This window comes from Dyella subtropica (assembly GCF_026283965.1).
GTDB classification, from domain to species: Bacteria; Pseudomonadota; Gammaproteobacteria; order Xanthomonadales; family Rhodanobacteraceae; genus Dyella_D; species Dyella_D subtropica.
On sequence record NZ_JAPDPD010000007.1, the window covers coordinates 41,240 to 66,398 of the forward strand.

Genomic DNA, 25,159 nt, shown 5'->3' on the forward strand with positions numbered 1-25,159 from the left:
CCCTTTGGGGCGTGTTTCGCATGGCAACCAAACCGTTGTGTATTGGATGGCCGGCGGCATGTCCTGGTGCCGCAGGGTGCTTCAGGTTTTCCTTGACGTCCCATCCCGAAATCAAACAAGTCGAGAAGCATTGGCGTGGTCCCTACCGGACTGAAGTGTGCGCGATCCGTGTGACACATCGACATGAATGGTTCTTTCTTGGGCCAGACTGGCGCCGGGGCAATCCGAATGACGGGCACCACAAGGCACTCGATACGGGTTGTGCCTTGCGGTGATCGATGGAGTCGCGTGCCGGTGGCAGTGCGGGTTTTTCGGCCGGCGCATTGTGTATGGGCGTGGCTGACGCTGGATGCGCCATAAGTCACGCGCAAATTTGTGAAGTGGCGCACGCGAAAATGGCTGGTCGTCACGAATTCCAAACACCCATTCCGTTACTCGACTAGAGCAGTAGCGTGGTGTCTGTGATGTTGGGGGAGGCGAGGCGGTCCAACCCGTGAATGACGAATCGACGCAATGCTGCGCCTGGTCGCATGTCGCCGCGCTGCTTCGACCATGCTGCCTGTCGCGCCAGCAAGGCGGCAGCGGCGCAGCGTGCGAGGGTGAAGGCGAGGCCGCGGGCGCCGGCCTCCAGGGTATCTCGCTGCTGGCCGTGGGTGTCGAGCCAGTGCATGGCGGCGTCGAGTACGTGGTGGATGGCGCTGGCGGCGTGCATGTCGTCGTTGTCGGCGAGCCAGTGGTCGAAGACCTCTTGCAGTGCCGTGGGCGCTTTGCCGGTGAGGGCGCGCAGGCTATCTAGCGACAGTACGTTGGTGGTGCCTTCCCAGATGGCGTAGACCTGCGCGTCGCGCAGGAGTTGGGGGAGGCCTGTGTCTTCGATGTAGCCGGCGCCGCCGAAGCATTCCATGGCTTCCGAGCAGAGCTTTACGGCGAGCTTGCCGGTCCACAGTTTGGCCAGTGGCGTGAGCAGGCGTAGCAGGGCGGCTTCTTGGGGCGTGGCGTCGTCGTGTTCGACGCGGCCGAGCAGGTGGGCGACTTCGAAGGCGAGGGCGAAGGCGCCTTCAAACTCGGCCTGCATACCCGCCAGCGTGTGTGCGTGCAGTGGCTGTTCGGCCAGCGACTTGCCGAAGGCTTGACGACGGCGTGCGTAGTCGCGCGCCAGGTGGATGGCGCGCGCCATGCTGGCGACGGCGCAGATCGCATTCCAGCTGCGCGTAACGTTGAGCATCGGCGCTACCTGGCGCACGCCATGGGCCAGTTCGCCCACGGGCCAGGCGGGCAGGCCGTCGAGGTGGATCTCGGCGGTGGGTAGTTCGTGGGTGCCGAGTTTGTCTTTGAGACGGTCGATGGTTAGCTGCGGTTTGCGCTGCTGGCCGTTCATGGTTTCCACGTAGAACAGCGCCAGCGCGGCTGCACCGCTATCGCCACCTTCGGGGCGGGCAAGGGCCAGCGCCGCTTCGCCGACGACCGCCGAGCTGAACCATTTGCGTCCGTACAAACGCCACTGGCCGTCGGTATCGCGTCGCGCCATCGTCTCGGTGTTGCCGACGTCGGAGCCGCCGGGGGTTTCGGTCATCCATTGGCCGCTGAGCCAGAACGTGGCGGGGTCGCGGCTGAGGAAATGCGGCAAGGCGCGGTCGATCAATGCGCGGTTGCCGGAGGCTTTCAGCGCGGTGGCGGCACCGTCGGTCATCGCCAGCGGGCAGGTGTAGAACTCGCTGGCCAGGTGATAGAGGTAGACGCGGGCGAATTCTTCAAGGCGCGCGCAGGGATGGCTTTCGTGGCCGGCGGCGAGCACGGCGTGGCGCGTGGTGAGCTGGGGGCCTTCCTGCCAGGCCGTGGTCAGTTCGATGCGATCCACGCGGCGGCCCCAGGCATCCCACTGGGTGAGTATCGGTTTGTGTCGCGTGCTGGCGCATGCGCGATGCCAGGCCAGTAGTGCGTAGTCGCCCAGGGCGTCGAGGTCGGCGTCGAGAGCGGCGCGACGCTCGATCGGCAGGCAGCGATCGAGCAGGGCGGTCAGCAGCCGATCGTCACGATACGGATGCGCCAGTTGCGGGGCGTCTTGCAGGAATCCCATGGAGAGGCTCCCAGGTATGCACCCCAGAAGTATAGGCGTCTGCGTTTTTGTAGGAGCGCACCCTGTGCGCGACAACCCGGCAGGACTGCCGGGTTGCACGGGATAAGCCGCCCGGAAGGGCCGCGTTTTGACCAGCGCAGAACAAAACAGGCTCCGCTTCGCGGAGCTTTCGCCCACAGGGTGGGCTCCTACGTTTTGCGCTTCACGCCGGCGCCTAGCGTGCCGATCAGCAACAGGGTGAGGATGATCTCGGCCAGCGCCAGCCAGCGTTCGCTGGACGAGCTCCAGCCTTCGGCGATGCCGTGGCAGAAGTAGAACAGGCTGAAGATGCCCACCCACAGCAGGGCGCGCCGCACGTCTCGAAGGGTCAGCAAGGGCAGCAGCAACGGCACCACGGTGATCAGGAGCACCAGCCATACCGGCATCAGCTGCGCCGGAAACAGCCAGCCGTGCCATACGAGTTGCAGCAGCAACAGGCCGGCCCAGGCCGCGAGGCCGATGCGGTAAGTCGCGGGGATCGGAGCCGTCATGCCGCGCTCGCCAGCTTGCGCGCCACCTCGGCAAGGCGGCGGCCGAGTGCGCGGGCGAGTTCACGCTCGTGCTCGCTGATCGGATTCTCGCCCTTGGGGCCCGCCAGGTGACTGGCGCCATAGGGCGTGCCGCCGCTGAGCGTGGCGGTGAGCGCGGGTTCGGTATATGGCACGCCGACCAGCAGCATGCCGTGGTGGAGCAGTGGCAAGGCCATGCTCAGCAAGGTGGATTCCTGTCCGCCATGCATGGTGCTGGTGGAGGTGAACACGGCGGTGGGTTTGCCGGCCAGGGTGCCGCTGGCCCATTCGGCGCCGGTGGTGTCGAGAAAGTACTTCAGTGGCGCAGCCATGTTGCCGAAGCGCGTCGGGCTGCCCAAGGCGAGACCGACGCAGTCGGCGAGGTCTTGCCGGGTCACGTAGGGTGCGCCGTCTTCCGGTTCCGGTGGCTGGGCGATTTCGGTGACCGGCGCCACGGGTGGTACCTGGCGCAAGCGCGCCTGCATGCCGGAAACCTCCTCCACGCCACGTGCGATCAAGCGGGCCAACTGCGCCGTGTGGCCGGTGCGGCTGTAGTAGAGGACCAGGATGTCTCGGTTCATGCAGTGGCTCAACGTTTGGGGCATTCAATGCCAATGGGTTAGTGTACCGGTCGATTCCGCCCATGTTGCCGACGCGCACCAAGGCGATGGCAGCCGAAGAGGGAAAGCCATGAACTGGCGTTTCGACCGCGACCGCACTACCAGCTTCAGCCGTTTCATGTGGCAGCGCTTCATCGATGACAAGTGCTTCGAGACGGCAGGCGCGCTTTCCTACACCACACTCGTCTCGCTGGTGCCGCTGACGGTGGCGGTGCTGGCGATGTTTTCCGCGTTTCCGGTGTTCGCCGAATGGCGCAACACGCTGATCAATTTCGTCTTCAACTTTGTGCCGGCGGCAGCGGATACGGTGAAGAACACGTTGCTGGCGTTCGCCGATAACGCCAGCAAGCTCACCGGCATCAGCGTGATCGTGATGCTGTTCAGCGCAGTATCGATGATGATCAGCATCGAGGATCGTCTCAATCGCATCTGGCGCGTGCATCAGCCGCGCGGCTGGGGCCCACGGCTGCTGTTGTACTGGGCTGCGTTGACACTGGGGCCGATCCTGGTGGTCGGTGGTCTGGCGGCCAGTTCCTATGTCACTGCGCTGCCTTTGCTGAAGAGTGCCGTCGAGCAACTCAGCTTCGGCGCCCGTTTGCTGGGTTTGCTGCCGTTCGTGGTGACCTTCATCACGCTGTGGCTGTTGTACACCGTGGTGCCGAATCGCCGAGTGTCGTTGAAGCATGCGGCGGTGGGTGCGGCGCTTGGCGCGGTGTTGTTCGAGATCGCGCGCTGGGGTTTCGAGCTGTTCGTTCGGCATGCGCAGACCTATCAGCAGATTTACGGTGCGGCGCTGGCTGCGTTGCCGATCCTGCTGTTGTGGATCTACTTGTCCTGGATCATCGTGATCCTCGGCGCTTCGATAGCGGCGTCGATTTCGGCGTACGAGTATCAGGTGCCCAGCGAATGCCTGCCCGAAGGTTCCGAGTTTCTCGGTCTGCTGGTGGTGTTGCGGCATTTCGTGGAGGCGCAGCGCAACGGCGAGAGCGTGGATGTGGCCACGGTGCGGATGCAGGAGCCTTATCTGCGCAGTGCGTCGATCACGGTGTTCTTCGATGATCTGCAACGCGCCGATCTGATCCAGCGCAGCGAGACAGGCGGCTGGCTGCTCAGCCGCAGTCTCGATGCGACCGACCTGCTGCGTGTTTACCGCCATGCGGGTTACCGTCTTCCCCTCCATCCGGTGCAAGAAGCGCAGGCACTGAGTATTCAACTGCCCGATGAGCTGCTTCAGCTGCTCGACAAGGTCGCCGACATGCTGAAGGGAACGTTGGGCACTAAACTCGACCAGGCTTATCCGCCGCCCATCGAATCGAAGGAAATCGTTGTATGAAGTGGCTTCCCTCTCTCGCCTTTGCCGCCCTTCTGGGTGTCGCATCCGTCGCCCAGGCCGCGATGCCGGTGCAGCCCACGCTCAAGGTCACCACGCTGGACGGCAAGCCGTACGATCTCGCCGCGCAGCGCGGCAAGTATGTGATCGTGAACTACTGGGCGACCTGGTGCGTGCCGTGCGTCAAGGAGATGCCCGACATTTCGCGTTTCGTCACGGCGCACAAGGACAAGGTCGAAGCGATCGGCCTGGCCTATGAGGACACCGACAAGGCGGACATCCAGGCCTTCCTCGCCAAGCATCCAGTGAGCTACCCGATCGCTCAGGTCACACTGGACAAGCCAGTGCAGGATTTCGACGAACCGCGTGGCCTGCCCACCACCTGGCTGATCGGGCCGGATGGCAAGGTGGCCAAGCGCTTCGTTGGGCCGGTGACCGAGGCCTCGCTCAGCGAAGCGATCGGCCTGAGCAAGTAAGGGGCTTGCCATGGCCGCTGCGCGCTTTCTGGTCGGCGGACGAGTGCAGGGCGTGTTCTATCGCGCCAGCGCTCGCGAGCAGGCGCTGATGCTTGGCTTGAGCGGCCACGCCAGGAACCTGCCGGACGGGCGTGTCGAAGTGTTGGCCTGCGGCAGCGAGCCTGCGATCGATGCGCTGGAGCGCTGGCTATGGGAAGGGCCTCCAGCGGCCCGGGTGGACGAGGTGACGCGTGAGGCCTGGTCGGGTCCCGCGCCGAAAGGGTTTCACACGGCTTAGAACGTACTCGGCACCCATAGAGCCTTGTCGGTCACCTTCTCGCGCTTCGGTTTGCCTTTGAGTTTGGCCAGCTTGATCGCCGGCACGGTTTCGTCGTGGCGTGGGATCTGTTCCAGCAGGTGGCGGATCAGATTGATGCGGCCGCGCTTCTGATCGTTGAAATCCACCACGAACCACGGTGCGTTTGGGCTATGCGTGCGCTCGATCAGGGTGTCGCGCAGATGGCCGATCTCGGCGTATTTCCCGCGCGAGGCGAGATCGACCGGCGACAGCTTCCAGCGCTTCAGCGGGTCCTTGGCGCGATCACTAAAGCGCTGCTCCTGTTCTTCCTGGTCCACCGCCAGCCAGTACTTGATCAGGATGATGCCGTCGTCGGTGAGCAGTTTTTCGAAGGCGGGCACGGCCTGCATGAAGGCGTCGTACTCCTCCTTGCTGCAGAAGCCCATGGCCGGCTCCACCACGGCGCGGTTGTACCAGCTGCGATCGAACAGTACGAATTCGCCCGCCGAAGGCAGATGTTCCACATAGCGCTGGAAGTACCACTGGGTGGCCTCGCGCTCGTCCGGTTTCGCTAACGCGACGACGCGGTAGCCGCGGGTATCCATCGACTCGGTGATGGCCTTGATGGTGCCGCCCTTGCCGGCGGCGTCGCGGCCTTCGAAGATCACCATCAGCCGTTTGCCGTTGCGCTTGAGCCAGCGGTGCAGGCCGGCCAGCTCCACTTGCAGTTCTTCCATGATGTTGCGATAGCGTTTGTCCGTCTTGGCCATGGCGATTCCTAGAGGGTTTGATTCCTAGAGATCCAGATCGATCGGCGGGCGCCCGATGCGGTATCGCGCGCCCATGGCTTGTATCGCGCGACGGAAGTCCGCCGCGAAACCTTTCATATCGAATAGCGTGTGTTGCGCGCGCCGTTGTTGCAGGTGCTGGCGCAGCGTGGTCAGCGCTTCGCGGTCGTTGCCGAGCTGGATGGTCATGGCGATGAAGGATTCCTCATCGTCGGTCACCAGTTCCGACAAGCCGGCGTGGTACAGCAGGCTGGCGCATTGGCGGCCGGCCAATGTCTGGCCGACCCAGGTCAGTACGGGGCAGCCCGCCCACAAGGCATCGGACGCAGTGGATTGCGCATTGCAAGGAAGCGTGTCGAGGAACAAGTCGGCATGGGTGAGGCGCGCCAGGTGTTCGGCCTGTGGCAGCCGGGGCATGAACACCAGGCGCTTCGGGTCGACGTCCATCGCGGTGGCGGCCGCGCGCAAGCGGTCGTCCGCACCGTCCGGTCCGCTGATCAACCACAGCACGCTGGCCGGCACTTGCTGCAGGATCAACATGAAGCGTGCGAAGGCGGCCGGGTTGAGTTTGTGGTTGCCGTTGAAGCTGGCGAACACGGTGCCTTGTTCGGGCAGTCCGCATGCGGCACGCGGGGGTGGGACGCCGATGGGCTGCGTGTCATCGATGGGCTGGGCGCAGCGCGGCAGGCGCACGATTTTTTCGCTGAAGGCATCACGCAGCGTTGCCGGCAACGCTACCGCGTCGGTGAGCAGGTAATCGGTCCACGCCGCGCCCGAGGTGCAGGGATAGGCCAGCCAATTCACCTGCACCGGCGCGGGCCGGAATTCGAACAGATCGGAGTTGGCGCCGCTGCCGAAACTGCGCAGGTCGAACAAAATTTCGATACCCGTTTGATGAATATGGCGCGCCAGCTCTGCTGGGCCGAGATGGGCGACGTCGTGTATGGTCGTCGAAGCTTCCAGGCGCCGACGGATCGGACCGCCGTCGCTGGGTGCCATACAGAACAGATGGACGTCCAGAAGGCCGTCACCCAACTGCTCCAACAGGGCGACGGTGAGCTGTCCGATCGGACGTTCGCCAAAGCCGTTGGAGACGAAGCCGATGCGCATAGGAGCGCCGGCCTTGGGTACGTTATGGGTGAAGGACCGCTCCTTGCGCAGTGGGGCGGTGTGTTTTTCGATGCCCGCGGCGAAGGTGCTGGCACAGCGCCGTTGCTCGATGGCGCTGGCGTCCTCAGCGAGGAAGGCGAACGGCGTAATGCCTTCTCGCCCATCGGCGACGGCGCGCTGCAGGTGCGCGCTGAGTTCATCCAGGCCGGGCCAGTCGTACAGACGGCGCTTGGCGAACACCAGCATGCCCAGGGCGGCACCCGAGGCGGCGTCCAACCGCAGGGCGCGTTCGAAGGCGGCAGCGGCTTGCGGTAGATCACCCGCATCGTCGAGCAGCATGCCGGCATGGAAAGGGTAATGGGGATTCTCTGGCGCCAGCTTTTCAGCGTGCAGCCAGGCCTCGGCTGCTTCGTGCAGCCTCCCTTGCGCCTGCAGCACGCGGGCGCGCAGGGCGTGGGCGCCGTCGAACTGCGGCGCCAGCTGCAGTGCTTCGTCCACGTGCTGGCTGGCCTGCTCGATATGGCCCAGTTCCAGCTCGGCCGCCGCCAGATTGAGGCGCAAGCCGGCGTGCTGGGGGGCGCCGTGCGTGGCCATGGCGTAGGACTCGCGTGCCTGCGTGTAGCGCGCGGCGGCCATCAAGGCATTGCCAAGCACCAGCAGGATGGCCGCGTGCCCAGGATGGCGTCGCAGCGCGGCGCGCAGGCGTTCGATGGCGCCGTCGATATCGCCTTCCTCCATCTGCAGGCTGGCGAAATTGCATTGCACCTCGACGCTGTCGGGAGCGAGCTGGTCGGCATTTTGCAGCGCTTCGCGGGCATCGGTGCGGCGCCCCAGCTGCATCAGGGCGAGACCGTGCAGGCGGGCGATCTCGCCGTCATGGGGAAAATCGGTGCGCGAACGCGCGGCAAGTTGTTCAGCTTCGTGCGCGTCGCCGCGGTCGAGTAACCGAGCCAGTTGGTGTTGCCGGGCGAGGAGTTCGGGTCGAGATGCCTGCTTCATGCCCGCACGCTAACCCAGCGAGCCGTTACTGCCAATTGCGAAATTTGTGAACAGACACTCAGCCTGAGGTGAGGGATTTCAGCTCGTCGGCCTGGTGCTCGCGGGTGAGTGTACCTATCAACTCGTCCAGATCGCCCTGCATGATTTCCGTGAGGCGATAAAGATCCAGCCCGATCCGGTGATCGGTGACCAGGTTGTCTTTGTAACGATACGTGCGGACGCGCTGGCTGCGGCCGCCGCTGCCCACCTGCAACCGGCGCGACTCGGCCTGCTCTGCGGTCTGTTTGGATTGCGCCTCGTCCAGCAAGCGGGATTTCAGCAGGCTCATGGCGCGGGCGCGGTTCTTGTGCTGGCTGCGCTCATCCTGGCATTCCACCACGATGCCGGAGGGCAGGTGGGTGATGCGGATCGCCGAATCGGTTTTGTTGACGTGCTGACCACCGGCGCCGGACGCACGGAAGGTGTCGACCTTCAGGTCCGACGAGGCTATTTCGATGTCTTCGATGTCGTCCAGCTCGGGCAGTACCGCGACGGTTGCGGTCGAGGTATGCACGCGTCCTTGCGATTCGGTGGCGGGCACGCGTTTCACGCAGTGCACGCCGGACTCGAATTTCAGCCGGGAGAACGAGCCTTTGCCTTCGACACGTGCGACGACTTCCTTGTAGCCACCATGCTCGCCGGGGTGTTCGCTGAGGATTTCGACATGCCAGCGTTGCCGTTCCGCATAGCGCACATACATGCGGAACACGTCGCCGGCAAAGATGGCTGCCTCGTCGCCGCCGGTGCCGGCACGCACTTCGAGGAACAGGTTGGCCTCGTCGCGTGGGTCTTTGGGGAGCAGCAGGATTTGCAGTTCTTCGTCGAGCTGCGTGAGTCGTGCTTCCAGCCGTCCGATGTCATCGGCGGCGAGTTCGCGCATATCGGGATCGGACAGCATGCTGCGCGATTCGGCGAGCTCGCGCTCAGCCTGGTCATGTTCGCGCAGCGACGCCGTGACGGGTTCGAGTTGGGCGTATTCTCGGGAGAGATCGCGAAAGCGCGCGCCGTCGGCGAGCACGTCGGGTTGGGCCAGCAACAGGCCGATTTCTTCGTGCCGTTCGGCGAGGGTTTCGAGTTTGCGGCGGATGGATGGCGTCATGAGGGCGAGAAGAGTAATGGAGATCGGAGGGCGGCCGTGGAATGGCCGCGCATCAGCAGAAGCGTCTTGGTGCTTCGCTAAGCCCCGATGTCCGGTTCCTTCTCGTCCTGTTCCTTTAAGGCGTAAAGCCGTCCGGCCGCGTGCAGCAGTTCCATATCGCCGGCTAGTGCGGCTTCGCGCAGGCGGGCGCTGGGTTGGTGCAGCAGCTTGTTGGTGAGCGTATTGGCGAGGAAGGTCAGCGCTTCGTCGGGCGATTTGCCGCGCGCGAGCATGGCACGTGCCTTGTCCAGCACTTCGTCGCGATAGGTCTCGGCGTGCTGGCGCATGTCCACCGCCGGGTTGCGCACGGTGAGCGCGCGGCGCCACGCCATGTAGCGCTCCACCTGCAGATCGATGATGGCCTCGGCTTCGCGGGCGGCGGCCTCGCGTGAACGACGGTTGTCGTCGATCACCTGGCGCAGGTCGTCGATGCCATAGAGGAACACGTCGTCCAGCTCTCCGATGGAAGCCTCGATGTCGCGCGGCACGGCGATGTCGACCATGAACATCGGTTTGCGACGGCGCGCACTGATGGCCTTTTCCACAATGGGGCGCGTTACCACTGGCTGCCGCGCCGCGGTGGAGGAGATCACGATGTCGGCTTCCGCCAGATGCTGCGGCAGGTCGTGCAGGGCGATGGCATAGCCGCCGTGACGGCTGGCCAGTTCCTGCGCGTTTTCCAAAGTGCGGTTGGCCACAATCAGGCGCCGCACCTGTTTGTCGGCGAGATGGCGCGCGGCCAGTTCGATGGTGTCGCCCGCGCCGATCAGCAGCACACAGGCCTCTTTGAGATCGGTAAACACCTGCTCGGCCAGGCGCACCGCGGTAAACGCCACGGACACGGTATGCGCGCCGATGCGCGTGTCGGTGCGAACGCGCTTGGCGACGGCGAAGGTGTGCTGCAGCAGGCGGTCCATCGGCGCGCGCAGCGATTGCGCGTCGCGGGCCAGCTGATACGCCTCCTTCACCTGGCCCAGAATCTGCGGTTCGCCCAGCACCATCGAGTCCAGCCCAGTGGCCACGCGAAACATGTGGCGCACGGCCTCGTCTTCATCGTGGCGATAGAGGAACTCGTCGAGTTTCCCGGGGGTCAGCTGATGGTGGCGGCTCAACCATGTCTCCGGCACGGCCTCGGCACCTGCCGCGACGCTCACATACAACTCGGTACGGTTGCAGGTGGAGAGGATCATCGCCTCCTCCACGCCAGGCTGAAGGGTTAGCTCATGCAGCGCAACGCCAGCGGCGTCCGTATCGAACGCCACTTGCTCGCGCAGTTGAACTGGCGCAGTGAGGTGATTGAGCCCTAGGGCGATCAGCGGCATGGTGAGAGGCGATTCGAGGCGGCAGGCATCCGGCGGCGTAAACTAGGCCGGCGCACCGGCCGTTCCATAAGGTGGCGACAGCTGTAACAGACGGATGAACGGAGAATAGTGTGCTGAGCAGGTTGGCCAAGTTCAAGCAACTGCGGCATTTTGCGGCGAGCGGACTCCTGGTGATGGCGGCAACGGGCTGCGCCACCGCACCCGGTCACCGGGCTGTGGGGCAAAGCTCGGCGGCACAACCGCTGGACCATCTGGTGGTAGCGACGCCGGACGCCGATCACGATCTGATAGCCCAGTTGCTCGCTGGCGAGATGGCGCTGACGCGAACCGATCTCAAGACCGCGGCGGCCTCGTACGGCAAGGCCATGCAGCTGAGTACTGATCCACGCGTGGCGGAACAGGCGGCCGGCATGGCCATCGCCGTGCATGATGCCGCCCTGGCGGAGCAAGCGATTGCCCGCTGGCAGGCGCTGGGAGCCAAGCCTGCCTCGCTGGCCATGGCCCGGGCGCAATTGGCGCTGGATCAAGGCAGTGCGGACGAGGCAAGGCACCAGTTGGCGTTGCTGACCAGCAGTGGCGACCCGGATGCATGGCGCCAGTTCGGGCGCGCTTTGCTCGGCAGTCGCGATCCGGCCCAGGCCTCGAGCCTGCTCGAAGGGCTGGCCACGCCGCAGCGGCTGCCGGCCGACACACAGGCCTGGCTGGCGATGAGCGAGCTGGGCGACAAGCTCGGTCGGCGTGAGTACGCGCAGCAGATCGCCGATGCCGCCATCAAGCGCTTCAACAGCGCCGAAACTTATGCATGGGCAGGGCAACTGAAGTTCCGCAGCGGCGATCGTGCCGGTGCGCAGGTCCTGTTCCAGAAAGCCCTCGCCAAGGCGCCGAAGAACGTCGCGCTGCGGCTTGCCTACGCCACCCTGCTTGGCCAGGGGGGCGATTACGCCGGCGCAGCCAAGTTGCTCGATAGCGGTCCGCAAAACGCCGACACCTATACCTTGCGCGCCGCGCTGGCGGCCCGCTCCAACGACACCAAGGCGATCACCCGCCTGTACAACCAGCTGCAGCGTGCGCCGGAGCAGGCGCGCGATGGCGGCAGTGCCTATCTGCTCGGCCAGTTGGCCGAAATGCTCAACCGCGACAGCGAAGCACTGGAGTGGTACGGCCAGGTGCCGGATGAGGACGAGCACGCCTTCGACGCTGACCTGCGTAGTGCCGTGTTGCTGCACAAGCAGGGCAAGGTAGTGGAGGCGCACGAGCAGTTGTCGCAGATGCAGAGCAACTATCTCGATCAGCCAGCCCAGCTGCGCCGCGCCTATGAGGTGGACGCCGGGCTGTACATGCACGACCAGAAGTACGCGCAGGCCGAGGCGGCCTTCAGTCGCGCCCTGCAGGTGGTGCCGGACGATCCGGAGCTGCTCTACGGACGTGGGCTGGCCTATGCGGAGGCTGGGCAGATCGACTCGGCCGTGGCCGATTTCCGCCATTTGCTGCAGATCAAGCCGGATGACGTCGACGCCAGCAACGCGCTGGGCTTCACCCTCGCCGATGCCAACCGCGACCTGCCCGAAGCGGAGCGGTTGATCCAGACCGCCCGAACCGCCAAGCCGGATGACCCGGCCATCGCCGATTCCTGGGGCTGGCTGCAGTATCGCCAAGGGCACCTCGATCAGGCCGAGCAGACCCTTCGCGGCGCCTGGCAGGCGCGCAAGGATGCCGATGTCGGCGTGCACCTGGGCGAGGTCTTGTGGAAGCAAGGGCGCCAGGAGGATGCGCGCCGCGTGTTCGACGAGGTGCGCCGCATCGATCCGCAGAGCCATTCCTTGCACAACGCCCTCAAGCGCCTCAATCCATGAAGAACACTTTCCGATGTCTCGCAGCCGCGCTGCCGCTGCTGCTCGCCGCCTGCGTGCCTGCGCCCGCCGTAAGGATGAAGGGCGATGCTGGTTTGCTCGGCGAGCAGGCGGCGCGCGAGCGCGTCTTGGCCGGCACGGATCACTGGAGCTTGCAGGGGAAGCTGGGCGTGTCCGACGGCAAGGATGGCGGCAGCGGCACCCTCCAGTGGACGCAGGATGGCGAGCGCTATGAGTTCACCATGCGCTCGCCGGTGATCGGCAAAAGCTTCCGCCTTAGTGGGGGTCCGGAGGGCGCGTTGTTGGAAGGGCTGGACGGTGGCCCGCTGCGTGGTCCGGATGCCGAGTCGCTGATGTACAAGGCGCTGGGCTGGGAAGTGCCGCTGCGCGACTTGCGCGCCTGGGTGCTTGGCCTGCGGGCCGATAGCGGTCCGGCCGAGCTGAGTTTTGGCGCGAATCGCCTGCCGTCGCTGCTGCAGCAGGATGGCTGGAATGTGGACTATCGCGAGTGGGATGCCGCCCGCCAGCCGCCCGTGCCGACCAAGGTTTTCGCGGACAAGCCGCCTTATCGCGTGCGATTGTCGATCGAGTCCTGGACCTTCAACTAGGGATGCGCTGAATAGGTCAGAGCATCCCTGCGCCCTCACAGGCCGCATCGGTTAGGCTTTGCGCCCTGCGGCGGTCCTGCCGCATGCCGGAATGGTCATGACATATCACATCGAGCGCGCCGTGCCCGCTCAGGTCGAGGCTTTGTGCGCCATCGAGCGCGCCGCCATGCAATTGTTTCGTGGCCATCGGGCCTGGCCGTTCTACATCCACGTATCGATGCCGCCAGAGCTGCTGCTCCAAGCGATCGAGCGGGGCATGGTCTGGGTGGCGTTGAGCGACGCCAGTGCCGAGCCGGTGGGCTTCATCTGGCTGGATACGGAAGAGGGCGGCGACAGCATCGGCGTGGCGGAGATTGATGTGCTGCCGGATTGGGGCCGCCGCGGTATCGGCGCCGGCTTGCTCGAGCATGCCTGCGCCTGGGCACGCGCGGCAGGGTATCGCCGGGTGGATCTGGGTACCCTGGCTGATGTGCCGTGGAATGGCCCGTTCTATGCCAGGCATGGCTTCGTGGCGGTCGACAAAAACGACCCGGCCTTTGCGTTTGCCCGCGAAAGGGACCAGGAGAACGGCTTTCCGGACGACTTGCGCGTGTTCATGAGCCGTTCCCTGGCTCCGCCTGCGTCGGACGATTGGACGGTGTGGCCTGCGCCGGCCAAATTGAACTTGTTCCTGCGCATCACGGGGCGCCGGCCGGATGGTTACCACGAGCTGCAGACCGTGTTCCGTCTGTTGGACTGGGGCGACGAGATCCGGCTGCGTCCGCGCCAGGACGGCCAGGTCCGGCGAGTGACACCGGTGCCTGGCGTTGCTGAAGAAGACGATTTGGTGGTGCGCGCCGCCCGATTACTGCAACCGCATGCGGCTGCCGGCGCGGGCGTGGATATCGAGGTGGATAAGCGCATCCCGACGGGCGGTGGCCTGGGCGGCGGTAGTTCGGATGCGGCCACGGTGCTGGTGGCGCTGAACCATCTTTGGAGCGCCGGGCTGGACGAGGACGCGCTGGCCGAACTGGGGCGCCAACTGGGTGCCGACGTACCGGTGTTCGTGCGCGGGCGCTCGGCTTGGGCCGAAGGTGTGGGCGAAAAATTGGAGCCCATCAAGCTTCCCAGGCGTTGGTACGCGGTGCTTGACCCGCATGAACACGTGCCGACCGCAGCGCTTTTTCAAGCGGCTGAATTGACACGAAATGCTCCGCCAGCGACAATTTCATCCTTTGCTTCGGGCGAAACCGCTGGAAACGCCTTTGAGCCGGTCGTACGCGCGCGTCACCCGCGGGTGGCGGCGGCGTTGGACTGGCTCCGTGACTTCGGTAGCGGGAGGCTTTCCGGCAGCGGCGGTTGCGTGTTTCTGGAGACCAAGTCGCAGGAGCGTGCAGAAATTGTGGTTGGGCAGTGCCCGCCGGCATTCACCGCCCGAGTAGCCATGGGTGTGGATGTTTCACCGTTGCAACAGACTCTGGCGCGCCATCGCCGCGGCGCCTGAGTCGAGAGGTCAGGCGTCGGACTCCGGCATCGGTGTCCTGAGGGCGTAGTGAAGTTCGCGTAGCGTAAGAGAGAAATACTGGGGCGTCGCCAAGCTGGTTAAGGCACGGGATTTTGATTCCCGCATACGCAGGTTCGAATCCTGCCGCCCCAGCCATTCAAATGATGGCTAAAGGTTCCAAGCAATGACCGTGAATACGTCCAGCCCGATGCTGTTTGCCGGTAATGCGCATCGTGCCCTCGCCGAGGACGTCGCCCAGCGCCTGGGCGTACCGCTCGGCAAGGCGCTGGTCGGTCGCTTCAGCGACGGCGAGACGCAGATCGAGATCGAAGAGAACGTCCGCCGCCAGGAAGTGTTCGTGCTGCAGCCCACGGGCGCGCCGAGTGCGGAGAACCTGTTCGAGCTGCTGACCCTGGTGGACGCGCTCAAGCGCGCCTCGGCGGCCAGCGTGACGGCGGTGATCCCGTACTTCGGTTATGCCCGCCAGGATCGCCGCCCACGTTCGGCGCGCGTGCCGATCACGGCAAAGATGGTGGCCAAGCTGATCGGCACCGTCGGCGTGGATCGCATGCTTACGGTGGATCTGCATGCCGACCAGATCCAGGGCTTCTTCGACATCCCGGTGGACAACGTCTATGCCTCGCCGGTGCTGCTGGCGGACATCTGGCGCAACCACTCGATGGATAACCTGATCGTGGTGAGCCCGGACGTCGGCGGTGTGGTGCGCGCCCGCGCGCTGGCCAAGCGGCTGGACGATGCGGACCTGGCGATCATCGACAAGCGTCGCCCGAAGGCCAACGTGGCCACGGTGATGAACATCATCGGCGACGTCGACGGCAAGACCTGCGTGCTGGTCGATGACATCGTCGACACCGCCGGTACGTTGTGCGCGGCTGCTGCAGCGCTCAAGGAGCGCGGGGCTCGCAAGGTGGTGGCGTATTGCGTGCATCCGGTGCTGTCGGGTGCTGCCATCAGCAACATCGAAGGCTCCCAGCTCGACCAGCTGGTGGTCACCAATACCTTGCCGCTGCGCCCGGAAGCCCAGGCATGCGCCAAGATTCGCCAGCTCTCGGTCGCCGAGCTGCTGGCGGAAACGATCCGCCGCATTGCGTTCGGCGAATCGGTCAGTTCGCTTTACGTGGATTGAGGCATCGCGGGTGGCTTTGCCATCCGACGCCTGAATCCCGAACCCGGCTCTTCTGGTCGCGGGAGAGCCAACCAAACTGCCGCGAGGCGGTTCAACTACTGAAGGCAATACTGAAATGGCCCAGACTCATGAAATCAAGGCGGAAAGCCGCAAGGACGAGGGGAAAGGTGCGAGCCGCCGCCTGCGTCGTGCGGACTTCGTGCCTGCCGTCGTTTACGGTGCCGGCCAGGCCCCGCAGAGCATCCAGATTGAGCACAACACCATCCTGCTCGCCGCTAAGCACGAGTGGTTCTTCTCGTCCATCCTTGACCTGAACGTCGACGGCAAGGTGCAGAAGGTGCTGGTGCGCGACTGGCAGAAGCATCCGTTCAAGCTGCAGATGCTGCACATGGACTTCCTGCGCGTCAACGAGAACGAAGCCGTTCGCGTGAGCGTGCCGCTCCACTTCCTCAACCAGGAGAAGTCACCGGCTGCGAAGACTTCGGGCGTGGTGATTTCGCACAACCTGACCGAAGTCGAAGTGTCCTGTCTGCCGAAGAACTTGCCGGAGTTCCTGGAAGTCGACCTGTCCGACCTGAAGCCGGGTGACATCGTTCACCTGTCGCAGATCAAGCTGCCGGCCGGCGTCGAAATCCAGGCCCTGCAGTTGGGTGCGGACCACGACATCGCCGTCGTCACCGCCAACACAGTGAAGGAAGAGGTCGAAGCTGCCCCGGCCGTTGAAGGCGAGGCTGCTCCTGCTGCCGACGCTGGTAAGGGCGCCAAGAAGTAAGCTGCATGGCGGTCCGCGTGCCTTGAGTGCGCGGGCCGTCGATGTGCTTGCTTGTCTTGCATGGCGGGGTTACGCCTCATCGTCGGACTGGGCAATCCCGGTACCGAATACCTCAGAACCCGGCACAATGCCGGGTTCTGGTTTGTTGACGCCCTTGCGGCGGGGCAGGGCGAGCGCTGGGGGTTCGACGGCAAGCTGCATGGCGAAACCTGCAAGCTGCGCATCGGTGGTGAGCCGGTATGGTTGCTCAAGCCCTCCACTTTCATGAACAAGAGCGGCATCGCCGTGGTCTCGGCGCTCCGCTATTACAAGATCGAGCCGAACGAGTGCCTGGTGGCGCATGACGAGCTGGATCTGGATGCCGGTACCGTGCGCTTGAAGTTCGACGGCGGCCATGGCGGCCAGAACGGCCTGCGCGACATCGTGACGCACCTCGGGCACGCAAAATTTCATCGGCTGCGCGTTGGCATCGGCCACCCCGGCCACAAGGACAAGGTCACGCCGTGGGTGCTTGGCCGGCCCTCTGCCAAGGACGAAGACGCCATTCTCGACGGCATCGGTCGCGCGCTGGGTGTGCTGCCGCTTGCGGTCGATGGGCAGTTCGATAAGGCGATGCAGCAGTTGCATACCGCTACGGAGTCGTGAGTCTGGCATCGCATCGTCGATGCGACTTGAAGCCCGGCGTACCATTCCCTATTCACGACTACCCTTCCCGGATTTAAACCATGGGCATCAAATGCGGCATCGTCGGCCTGCCTAACGTCGGCAAGTCCACCCTGTTCAACGCACTGACCAAGGCGGGTATCGCCGCGGCCAACTTCCCGTTCTGCACCATCGAGCCGAACGTCGGCGTGGTGCCGGTGCCGGATCCGCGTCTGGCCGAGCTGGCGGCGATCGTCAACCCGCAGAAGTGCATTCCCACTGCGGTCGAGTTCGTCGATATTGCCGGTCTGGTGGCGGGTGCGTCGAAGGGTGAGGGCCTGGGCAACAAGTTCCTCGCGCATATTCGTGAGGTGGATGCGATCGCTCACGTGGTGCGCTGCTTCGAGCACAGCGACATCGTGCATGTGGCTGGCAAGGTCGATCCCATTGCCGATATCGAGACCATTGACACTGAGCTGGCGCTGGCTGATCTGGAATCGGTGGATAAGGCGCTGAACCGTGCCGAGCGCGCCGCCAAGGCCAATGACAAGGAAGCGCTGGCCAGGAAGCCGGTGCTGCAGAAGCTGTCCGCCGGTCTCAACGAGGGCAAGTCTGCGCGCAGCCTGGGGCTGGATGAGGAAGAGAAGGCGCTGGTGCGCGACTTGTTCTTACTCACTCTGAAGCCGCTGATGTACATCGCCAACGTCAAGGAGGACGGCTTCGAAAACAACCCGCACCTCGACGCCGTACGCCAGCGCGCCGTGAGCGAAGGCGCTGAAGTGGTGCCCGTGTGTGCGGCGATCGAAGAAGAGTTGTCGCAGCTCGAGGATGATGACCGCGACGAATTTCTGAAGGATTTCGGCTTGGACGAGCCGGGCCTGAATCGCGTGATCCGTGCCGGCTACAAGCTGCTTGGTCTGCAGACCTACTTCACCGCCGGTGTGAAGGAAGTGCGCGCATGGACGGTAAAGGCGGGTTCGACCGCGCCGCAGGCGGCCGGTGTTATTCATACCGATTTCGAGCGCGGATTCATCCGTGCCGAGACCATCGGCTACGACGACTTCATTCAATACAAGGGCGAGGCAGGTGCGGCCGCGGCGGGTCGTCTGCGCAAGGAAGGCAAGGATTACATCGTCAAGGAAGGCGACGTGCTGCACTTCCTGTTCAACGTGTAAGCGTGTGATCGCGGCGTTTGCCGCGAGCCAGGCTTCTGGATCCCCTCAAAGGCCCTGCTTCGGTGGGGCCTTTGTTTTGAGCGTCAATCGACTTGTTCGGTCGCGGGTGGCGTGTTGTGATCGAAAGCATGACTGCTGATCTGCGCTTGCGATTGGCTCGGCTGGAGGATGCGCGCGCCATTGGCGTCCTGGTGCGTCGCGTGGTGCGGCGCTGGGTGTTGCCGGATCAGCCGGCGCGGGCGGCAGCCCCTCTGCTCAAGCAGATGAGTGCCAGGGCGATTCGAGAAAAGATGTGTGCCGGGGAGCGTTTCCATCTGGCTTTCGTCAACGGCGTGCTGGCAGGCGTGGCGGCCATGCGTAACGACTCGCACTTATTCCAGTTCTACATCGGTACGCGTTATCAGGGGCGGGGCATGGCTCGATTGCTATGGCGGCGCGCCATGCATGACAGCATGCGGCGCGCCGGCACTACGCGCTTCACCTTGAATGCCACCGTGCGGGCTATCCCGGTCTACCTCCGTCTTGGGTTCGTGATCACTGACGCGGAGTTCACGTCTACCAAGGGCGTCGTGTCGACGCCGATGTGCTTTGCGGTGAAAGGCTCGCCGCGCCGGCATACGCGGGCATAATGCGCACCCAGTTCCGTTTTCACGCCAGCCGGAGTTCCCATGTCAGGCAAGCAGCACGAAGTGAGTTTCCGCTTTCTCGCCCAGCCGACCGATGTGAATTTCGGTGGCAAGGTGCATGGCGGCATGGTGATGAAATGGATCGACCAGGCCGGCTACGCCTGCGCGGTAGCTTGGAGCGGCGCTTATTGCGTTACTGCCTCGGTGAGCGGCATCCAGTTCGTGGCGCCGATCCTTATCGGCGATCTGGTGACGGTGCAGGCACGTCTGATCCATACCGGCCGCTCCAGTATGCACATGGCCGTGGACGTGCTCGCGCGTGATTTGCGCAAGGACGAGCATCGTTTGGCTACCAGTTGCGTGATGGTGTTTGTGGCGCTGGACAGCCCTGAGGGCAAGCCCACGCCGGTGCCCGCGTGGGAGCCGCGCGACGACAACGAACGACAGTTGCAGGCGCAGGCCAAGCGGTTGATGGATCTATCCAAGGAGATGGAGCAGCTGATCGATACGCGGGCTGTCGCAGAGAGCTGATTTCTGGCTGCGGCGAGGTGCAAAAAACATCGCTGCGCATGCAAATTTTCGCGGTTCAGGTGTTGACAGGTCGAGGTCCGATCCACACAATAGCCGTTCTTTGTTGGAGGGATACCCAAGCGGCCAACGGGGGCAGACTGTAAATCTGCTGGCTTACGCCTTCGGTGGTTCGAATCCACCTCCCTCCACCAGACGAGTTCCGCGCAGGGCGGGAGTAGTTCAATGGTAGAACCTCAGCCTTCCAAGCTGATGGTGCGGGTTCGATTCCCGTCTCCCGCTCCATTGATCTCGTTCTGGGTGATTTCGTGCTCATGTAGCTCAGTCGGTAGAGCACTTCCTTGGTAAGGAAGAGGTCGCTGGTTCGATTCCAGTCATGAGCACCACTTCGCTGGTCTCCGCGGTTTTCGCCTTTCACTTTCCTTGTTTTTGACTCCATCGGGGTTTAGCGCGTATGGCAAAGGGTAAATTCGAACGCACCAAGCCGCACGTTAACGTCGGCACGATTGGTCACGTGGACCACGGCAAGACGACGCTGACGGCCGCGCTGACGAAGATCGGTGCCGAGCGCTTCGGTGGTGAATTCAAGGCTTACGACGCGATCGACGCGGCGCCGGAAGAGAAGGCGCGCGGTATCACGATCTCGACGGCGCACGTGGAATACGAATCGCCGGTTCGCCACTACGCCCACGTGGACTGCCCGGGCCACGCCGACTACGTGAAGAACATGATCACGGGTGCGGCGCAGATGGACGGCGCGATCCTGGTGTGCTCGGCCGCCGACGGCCCGATGCCGCAGACCCGCGAACACATCCTGCTGTCGCGCCAGGTGGGCGTGCCGTACATCGTCGTGTTCCTGAACAAGGCCGACCTGGTGGACGACGCCGAGCTGCTCGAGCTGGTCGAGATGGAAGTGCGCGAGCTGCTGAGCAAGTACGACTTCCCGGGCGACGACACTCCGATCATCACCGGTTCGGCCCGTAAGGCGCTCGAGGGTGACAAGGACAGCGAGTACGGCGAGAAGGCGATCATCAAGCTGGTCGATGCGCTGGACAGCTACATTCCGGAGCCGGTGCGCGCGATCGACAAGCCGTTCCTGATGCCGGTGGAAGACGTGTTCTCGATCTCGGGCCGCGGCACCGTGGTGACCGGTCGTATCGAGCGCGGCGTGATCAAGGTCGGTGACGAAATCGAAGTGGTCGGCATCCGTCCGACCCAGAAGACCACCGTGACCGGTGTGGAAATGTTCCGCAAGCTGCTCGACCAGGGTCAGGCAGGCGACAACGCCGGTCTGCTGCTGCGTGGTCTGAAGCGTGACGACGTGGAGCGTGGTCAGGTGCTGGCCAAGCCGGGTTCGATCACCCCGCACACCGACTTCGAGGGCGAGATCTACGTGCTGTCGAAGGACGAAGGCGGCCGTCACACCCCGTTCTTCAGCAACTACCGTCCGCAGTTCTACTTCCGTACGACGGACGTGACCGGCGCGATCAAGCTGCCGGAAGGCACCGAAATGGTGATGCCGGGCGACAACGTGAAGATCACGGTGACGTTGATCCACCCGATCGCGATGGACGAAGGTCTGCGCTTCGCGATCCGCGAAGGCGGCCGCACCGTCGGCGCCGGTGTCGTCTCCAAAATCATCAAGTAAGCTGTACTATGGGAAGTCGCCCGCAGCGCGGGCTGTGAGGGTAGGGAGTGAAAAGGGCAAGTTTATTGCCTTCTTTACTCCTTACAGCGCCAAGGGCGCACCTTCGCAGCGAGCGAAGCGAGCGACTTCACTGATTTCAAACGTACGCCAGTAGCTCAATTGGCAGAGCAGCGGTCTCCAAAACCGCAGGTTGGGGGTTCGAGTCCCTCCTGGCGTGCCACCTTCCTGAGGATCGATGACGGGTGGTAGGTGGTATCGAGGGCGTTGAGTCCTGGGTGCCGACTCACATCCGATCGCTGCGCATGAATACCAAGGCAGAACAGCCCAAGGGCGCGAACGTCAAAGAGGCGGGCGCCGCCGACATCGGTAAGCTGGTGCTAGCGGTGCTGGTGCTGGTTGCCGGTGTCTTTGCCTATTCCTGGTTCAGCAGTGACGCCAGTATTCCGTCAGCAGTTCGCCTGGCAGGTGTGCTGGTGGCGCTGGTGGTGGCGCTGGCCATTGCTGCCACCACGGCGCTGGGGCGTCGGGTGCGCAACTTTTTGGCCGAATCCCAGTTCGAAATGCGCAAGGTCGTTTGGCCGGCGCGTGACGAAACTCTCAAAACCACCGGTATCATCATTGTCGTCGTGATCGTTCTCTCGCTGCTGTTGGGCCTGATCGATCTCATTCTCAAGTCGGTCGTGCTCGACTGGCTGCTCAAGCTGGGTTCGTGAGGTAAAGGGCATGAGCAAGCGTTGGTATGTGGTGCACGCCTATTCAGGCTTCGAAAACCAGGTTCGGAAATCGCTCGTCGAGCGTATTCAGCGCGCTGGCATGGAAGAGCGTTTCGGCGAAGTGTTGGTTCCCACTGAAGAAGTGATTGAGATGCGCGGCGGCCAGAAGCGCCGCAGTGATCGCAAGTTCTTTCCCGGTTACGTGCTGGTGCAGATCGAAACCGACACCGAGGGCAAGGCACCTCGCATCGATGACGAGTGCTGGCATTTGGTGAAGGAAACCCCGAAGGTCATGGGTTTCATTGGTGGTACCGCCGATCGCCCGCTGCCGATCCGCGATAGCGAGGCAGATGCCATCCTGAGTCGCGTCCGCGAGGGCGTTGAGAAGCCCAAGCCCAAGGTGTTGTTTGAGCCGGGCGAGATGGTGCGCGTCACCGAGGGCCCGTTCAACGACTTCAATGGCGTGGTTGAGGAAGTCAATTACGAGAAGAGTCGCCTGCGCGTCGCAGTGTTGATCTTTGGTCGTTCGACACCGGTTGAGCTGGAATTCGGTCAGGTCGAAAAGGCCTGATCCGGGCCCCGGCACGGGGCTTGCTTAAAAACTGGTCAATCTTTACACTATGCGGTTCACGCCGGGGCATTTCGCTCGGCGTGCCCGTGTTTCCGGAGCCCGCTGGAGTGCGGGTTCCCCTCCATCCAGGGAACGATGTCATGCGAGGAGCCGCAAGGCGCTTGAACTCGCGAGGAACTACAAATGGCAAAGAAAGTCGTCGGTTATATCAAGCTGCAGGTCAAGGCCGGTCAGGCCAACCCGTCGCCGCCGGTGGGTCCTGCCCTCGGTCAGCGCGGTCTGAACATCATGGAGTTCTGCAAGGCGTTCAATGCCGCCACGCAGAAGATGGAGCCGGGTCTGCCGATTCCGGTGATCATCACCGCGTATTCGGACCGCAGCTTCACCTTTATCACCAAGACCCCGCCCGCCACGGTCCTCATCAAGAAGGCCACCGGCGTCGCCAAGGGTTCGTCCAAGCCGAATACCGACAAGGTCGGCAAGATCACCCGCAAGCAGCTGGAAGACGTTGCGAAGCAGAAGGAGCCGGATCTCACGGCTGCTGATCTGGACGCTGCAGTGCGCACCATTGCCGGTAGCGCGCGCAGCATGGGCTTGGTGGTGGAGGGCTAAGACATGGCAAAGCTCACAAAGCGTATGAAGGCGGCCCAGGCCGCAGTGCAGCCGGGCAAGTTCTATGGCCTGGAAGAAGCCCTGAATATCGTCAAGAACAACGCCAAGGCGAAGTTCTCGGAGTCCGTGGACGTGGCCGTGCGCCTCGGCATCGACGCCAAGAAGTCGGACCAGGGTGTGCGTGGTTCCTCGCTGCTGCCGCACGGCACCGGCAAGACCGTCAAGGTCGCCGTGTTCGTGCCGGCCGGTGAGAAGGCCGAGGCCGCCAAGGCCGCCGGTGCCGACGCCGTCGGCATGGACGACCTGGCCGAGCGCATGCAGGCTGGCGATCTCGACTTCGGTCGCGTGATTGCCACTCCGGACGCGATGCGCGTGGTCGGTAAGCTCGGTCAGTTGCTCGGTCCGCGTGGCCTGATGCCGAACCCGAAGGATGGCTCGGTCACCGCCGACGTCGTCACGGCCGTCAAGAACGCCAAGGCCGGTCAGGTGAAGTTCCGCAATGACAAGGCGGGCATCATCCACGCCACCATCGGCAAGGCCAGCTTCGAGGCTGCGCAGCTTGCCGACAACCTGAACGCGTTGGTCGCTGACCTGCTCAAGGCCAAGCCGGCTACCGCCAAGGGCCAGTACCTGCAGAAGGTCGCCTTGTCCAGCACCATGGGCGTGGGCGTCCCGGTCGATACCTCGTCCCTGACGCTCTCGACCAAGTAAGACATGAAGTCCTGCGCCGGCCCAAGCCGGCGCAGGCAAGTTTTTGAGGGTAGCTCCGGCCGCACGCCGAAGCCGCCGTCAAAGACCGCAGGCGCGATCAGCGCGCGACGACGACGAGCAGGGAGCTCGTGATTGGCAAGGAATCGCCGTCGCCGCCAACGGGGTCGCTTAATCGGTTTTTTTACGAATCCGGCCTGCGCAGATGGTGATGCCCCTTCTGGAAGTGTTCGATTTGTTCTGGAAAGGCCACCACCCGGGACACTCCGTGTCCCCGACGTCACGGAAGGCGTCGCCCAGGACCGCAAGCGGCAGGAGCCGTAAGCGGAGTTCATTTGGAGGAGTGCAATGGCTCTCAATCTGTCCCAGAAGCAAGAAGTAGTCGCCGAGCTGGCAGAAGTCGCTGCGAAGGCTCACTCCTTGGTCGCAGCCGAGTATGCGGGCACCACGGTCGAACAGATGACCGCGATGCGCAAGAAGGCCCGTGAATCTGGTGTGTTCTTGAAAGTTGTCAAGAACACGCTCGCTTCGCGCGCCGTGGTCGGTACCGAGTTCGAGGTCGTCAAGGACGTCCTGGTCGGTCCGCTGCTGTACGCATTCTCGACTGAGGAACCCGGTGCTGCCGGGCGCCTGATCAAGGAATTCGCCAAGAGCAACGACAAGCTGAAGGCGAAAGTCGTTTCCGTGGAAGGCAAGTTGCTGCCGGCTGAGCACGTCGAAGTGCTGGCGTCGCTGCCGACTCGCGAACAGGCACTGTCCATGTTGGCCCGTGTGCTGGCCGAGCCCGCTTCGATGTTCGCCCGCGTCATCAAGGCTGTGGCCGACAAGCAGGGTGGCGGCGAAGTCGCTGCCGAAGCCCAGGCTGAAGCCGAGCCCGCCTAAGTTCGCCGACTATTCAAACCGAATCAATTTCCAGAGGTAAATCAAATGTCCCTGACCAACGAACAGATCGTTGAAGCCGTCGCCGCCAAGTCGCTGATGGAAGTGATGGACCTGGTGAAGGCCATCGAAGAGAAGTTTGGCGTGACCGCCGCCGCCCCTGTCATGGTGGCTGCGGGCCCGGCCGCTGCCGGCCCGGCTGCTGAAGAGCAGACCGAGTTCGACGTCATCCTGAAGAGCGCCGGCGAGAAGAAGGTCGACGTGATCAAGGCTGTGCGCGCGATCACCGGCCTCGGCTTGAAGGAAGCGAAGGACCTGACCGAAGCCGGTGGCGTCGTGAAGGAAGCCGCTTCGAAGGAAGACGCTGCGAAGTTCAAGAAGGACCTCGAAGCTGCCGGCGCCACGGTCGAACTGAAGTAATCGGCGCTCTTGCGCGCCGTCAGTTTGATCTAGCGTCAAGCAAGCCTGGGGAC

The 25,159-nt window shown here is 63.8% G+C and carries 26 protein-coding genes and 5 tRNA genes; 24 read left to right on the forward strand and 7 right to left on the reverse strand.

Annotated elements, in window-relative coordinates; all coding sequences use genetic code 11:
• Nucleotides 1-439 precede the first annotated feature (439 nt).
• The 3 genes from OUZ45_RS07440 to wrbA all read right to left on the reverse strand — a co-directional run bounded on the left by OUZ45_RS07440 (nucleotide 440) and on the right by wrbA (nucleotide 3,206).
• Complete coding sequence (locus OUZ45_RS07440; protein ID WP_266169314.1) at nucleotides 440-2,077, reverse strand: acyl-CoA dehydrogenase family protein; 1,638 nt, start codon at nucleotides 2,075-2,077, stop codon at nucleotides 440-442.
• 188 nt (nucleotides 2,078-2,265) lie between these two features.
• Nucleotides 2,266-2,607, reverse strand: coding sequence for a DUF2069 domain-containing protein (locus OUZ45_RS07445; protein ID WP_266169315.1), 342 nt, complete (start codon nucleotides 2,605-2,607; stop codon nucleotides 2,266-2,268).
• Nucleotides 2,604-3,206: an NAD(P)H:quinone oxidoreductase gene (wrbA, locus tag OUZ45_RS07450; protein ID WP_266169316.1), complete on the reverse strand. Its 603-nt coding sequence runs from the start codon at nucleotides 3,204-3,206 to the stop codon at nucleotides 2,604-2,606. Before wrbA ends, OUZ45_RS07445 begins: the two co-directional genes overlap by 4 nt.
• Before the next feature lie 109 nt (nucleotides 3,207-3,315).
• Here wrbA and OUZ45_RS07455 point away from each other — a divergent pair, with 109 nt between their 5' ends.
• From OUZ45_RS07455 to OUZ45_RS07465, 3 genes are read left to right on the forward strand one after another with little or no spacing between them, the layout of a single operon-like run.
• Entirely contained in the window at nucleotides 3,316-4,578 is a 1,263-nt protein-coding gene (locus OUZ45_RS07455) for a YihY family inner membrane protein (RefSeq protein WP_266169317.1), read from the forward strand.
• Nucleotides 4,575-5,051, forward strand: a complete 477-nt coding sequence (locus tag OUZ45_RS07460) for a TlpA family protein disulfide reductase (RefSeq protein ID WP_266169318.1) — start codon at nucleotides 4,575-4,577, stop codon at nucleotides 5,049-5,051. The genes OUZ45_RS07455 and OUZ45_RS07460 overlap by 4 nt, the downstream gene beginning before the upstream one ends.
• Before the next feature lie 10 nt (nucleotides 5,052-5,061).
• Nucleotides 5,062-5,328: an acylphosphatase gene (locus OUZ45_RS07465; protein ID WP_266169319.1), complete on the forward strand. Its 267-nt coding sequence runs from the start codon at nucleotides 5,062-5,064 to the stop codon at nucleotides 5,326-5,328.
• Here OUZ45_RS07465 and ppk2 read toward each other — a convergent pair.
• The 4 genes from ppk2 to hemA all read right to left on the reverse strand — a co-directional run bounded on the left by ppk2 (nucleotide 5,325) and on the right by hemA (nucleotide 10,724).
• Nucleotides 5,325-6,098, reverse strand: a complete 774-nt coding sequence (gene ppk2 / locus OUZ45_RS07470) for a polyphosphate kinase 2 (RefSeq protein ID WP_266169320.1) — start codon at nucleotides 6,096-6,098, stop codon at nucleotides 5,325-5,327. The genes OUZ45_RS07465 and ppk2 overlap by 4 nt on opposite strands.
• A gap of 24 nt (nucleotides 6,099-6,122) precedes the next feature.
• A complete protein-coding gene (locus OUZ45_RS07475) occupies nucleotides 6,123-8,225 on the reverse strand; it encodes an O-linked N-acetylglucosamine transferase, SPINDLY family protein (protein ID WP_266169321.1) in 2,103 nt (700 codons plus the stop codon).
• A gap of 58 nt (nucleotides 8,226-8,283) precedes the next feature.
• Nucleotides 8,284-9,363 (reverse strand): peptide chain release factor 1, encoded by a 1,080-nt coding sequence (prfA, locus tag OUZ45_RS07480; protein WP_266169322.1) that lies wholly within the window; start codon nucleotides 9,361-9,363, stop codon nucleotides 8,284-8,286.
• Between the two features lie 77 nt (nucleotides 9,364-9,440).
• Complete coding sequence (hemA, locus tag OUZ45_RS07485) at nucleotides 9,441-10,724, reverse strand: glutamyl-tRNA reductase (protein WP_266169323.1); 1,284 nt, start codon at nucleotides 10,722-10,724, stop codon at nucleotides 9,441-9,443.
• 110 nt (nucleotides 10,725-10,834) lie between these two features.
• Here hemA and OUZ45_RS07490 point away from each other — a divergent pair, with 110 nt between their 5' ends.
• The 21 genes from OUZ45_RS07490 (at nucleotide 10,835) to rplL (ending at nucleotide 25,106) form a co-directional block, all read left to right on the forward strand.
• Complete coding sequence (locus OUZ45_RS07490; protein ID WP_266169324.1) at nucleotides 10,835-12,577, forward strand: tetratricopeptide repeat protein; 1,743 nt, start codon at nucleotides 10,835-10,837, stop codon at nucleotides 12,575-12,577.
• Nucleotides 12,574-13,182 (forward strand): lipoprotein insertase outer membrane protein LolB, encoded by a 609-nt coding sequence (gene lolB / locus OUZ45_RS07495; RefSeq protein WP_266169325.1) that lies wholly within the window; start codon nucleotides 12,574-12,576, stop codon nucleotides 13,180-13,182. Before OUZ45_RS07490 ends, lolB begins: the two co-directional genes overlap by 4 nt.
• Nucleotides 13,183-13,279: 97 nt before the next feature.
• Complete coding sequence (ispE, locus tag OUZ45_RS07500; RefSeq protein ID WP_266169326.1) at nucleotides 13,280-14,665, forward strand: 4-(cytidine 5'-diphospho)-2-C-methyl-D-erythritol kinase; 1,386 nt, start codon at nucleotides 13,280-13,282, stop codon at nucleotides 14,663-14,665.
• 79 nt (nucleotides 14,666-14,744) lie between these two features.
• Nucleotides 14,745-14,821 (forward strand) — tRNA-Gln (locus OUZ45_RS07505).
• 52 nt (nucleotides 14,822-14,873) lie between these two features.
• Entirely contained in the window at nucleotides 14,874-15,812 is a 939-nt protein-coding gene (locus OUZ45_RS07510) for a ribose-phosphate diphosphokinase (RefSeq protein WP_425601676.1), read from the forward strand.
• Between the two features lie 115 nt (nucleotides 15,813-15,927).
• Nucleotides 15,928-16,584: a 50S ribosomal protein L25/general stress protein Ctc gene (locus OUZ45_RS07515; protein WP_266169328.1), complete on the forward strand. Its 657-nt coding sequence runs from the start codon at nucleotides 15,928-15,930 to the stop codon at nucleotides 16,582-16,584.
• A 60-nt stretch (nucleotides 16,585-16,644) separates the two neighbouring features.
• Nucleotides 16,645-17,229 (forward strand): aminoacyl-tRNA hydrolase, encoded by a 585-nt coding sequence (gene pth / locus OUZ45_RS07520; protein WP_266169329.1) that lies wholly within the window; start codon nucleotides 16,645-16,647, stop codon nucleotides 17,227-17,229.
• A gap of 80 nt (nucleotides 17,230-17,309) precedes the next feature.
• Nucleotides 17,310-18,401, forward strand: coding sequence for a redox-regulated ATPase YchF (ychF, locus tag OUZ45_RS07525; RefSeq protein WP_266169330.1), 1,092 nt, complete (start codon nucleotides 17,310-17,312; stop codon nucleotides 18,399-18,401).
• 128 nt (nucleotides 18,402-18,529) lie between these two features.
• Entirely contained in the window at nucleotides 18,530-19,030 is a 501-nt protein-coding gene (locus OUZ45_RS07530) for a GNAT family N-acetyltransferase (protein ID WP_266169331.1), read from the forward strand.
• Between the two features lie 39 nt (nucleotides 19,031-19,069).
• Nucleotides 19,070-19,558 (forward strand): acyl-CoA thioesterase, encoded by a 489-nt coding sequence (locus OUZ45_RS07535; RefSeq protein ID WP_266169332.1) that lies wholly within the window; start codon nucleotides 19,070-19,072, stop codon nucleotides 19,556-19,558.
• Between the two features lie 105 nt (nucleotides 19,559-19,663).
• Nucleotides 19,664-19,749: transfer RNA gene (locus OUZ45_RS07540), tRNA-Tyr, on the forward strand.
• A gap of 17 nt (nucleotides 19,750-19,766) precedes the next feature.
• Nucleotides 19,767-19,840 (forward strand) — tRNA-Gly (locus OUZ45_RS07545).
• A 25-nt stretch (nucleotides 19,841-19,865) separates the two neighbouring features.
• Nucleotides 19,866-19,941, forward strand: a tRNA-Thr gene (locus OUZ45_RS07550).
• Nucleotides 19,942-20,009: 68 nt separating this feature from the next.
• Nucleotides 20,010-21,203 carry an elongation factor Tu gene (gene tuf, locus OUZ45_RS07555; RefSeq protein ID WP_266169333.1) on the forward strand — a complete coding sequence of 398 codons (1,194 nt, stop codon included), beginning with the start codon at nucleotides 20,010-20,012 and terminating at the stop codon, nucleotides 21,201-21,203.
• A gap of 144 nt (nucleotides 21,204-21,347) precedes the next feature.
• Nucleotides 21,348-21,423 (forward strand) — tRNA-Trp (locus tag OUZ45_RS07560).
• An 82-nt stretch (nucleotides 21,424-21,505) separates the two neighbouring features.
• Nucleotides 21,506-21,916, forward strand: a complete 411-nt coding sequence (gene secE / locus OUZ45_RS07565; RefSeq protein WP_266169334.1) for a preprotein translocase subunit SecE — start codon at nucleotides 21,506-21,508, stop codon at nucleotides 21,914-21,916.
• Between the two features lie 10 nt (nucleotides 21,917-21,926).
• The gene (nusG, locus tag OUZ45_RS07570) at nucleotides 21,927-22,487 is read left to right on the forward strand and encodes a transcription termination/antitermination protein NusG (protein ID WP_266169335.1); all 561 of its coding nucleotides are present in this window, start codon (nucleotides 21,927-21,929) and stop codon (nucleotides 22,485-22,487) included.
• Between the two features lie 183 nt (nucleotides 22,488-22,670).
• The gene (rplK, locus tag OUZ45_RS07575; protein ID WP_192165969.1) at nucleotides 22,671-23,099 is read left to right on the forward strand and encodes a 50S ribosomal protein L11; all 429 of its coding nucleotides are present in this window, start codon (nucleotides 22,671-22,673) and stop codon (nucleotides 23,097-23,099) included.
• Between the two features lie 3 nt (nucleotides 23,100-23,102).
• Nucleotides 23,103-23,810 carry a 50S ribosomal protein L1 gene (gene rplA, locus OUZ45_RS07580; RefSeq protein ID WP_266169336.1) on the forward strand — a complete coding sequence of 236 codons (708 nt, stop codon included), beginning with the start codon at nucleotides 23,103-23,105 and terminating at the stop codon, nucleotides 23,808-23,810.
• A 345-nt stretch (nucleotides 23,811-24,155) separates the two neighbouring features.
• Entirely contained in the window at nucleotides 24,156-24,689 is a 534-nt protein-coding gene (gene rplJ / locus OUZ45_RS07585) for a 50S ribosomal protein L10 (RefSeq protein ID WP_266169337.1), read from the forward strand.
• A 45-nt stretch (nucleotides 24,690-24,734) separates the two neighbouring features.
• Complete coding sequence (gene rplL, locus OUZ45_RS07590) at nucleotides 24,735-25,106, forward strand: 50S ribosomal protein L7/L12 (protein WP_266169338.1); 372 nt, start codon at nucleotides 24,735-24,737, stop codon at nucleotides 25,104-25,106.
• The last annotated feature ends 53 nt before the right edge of the window (nucleotides 25,107-25,159 follow it).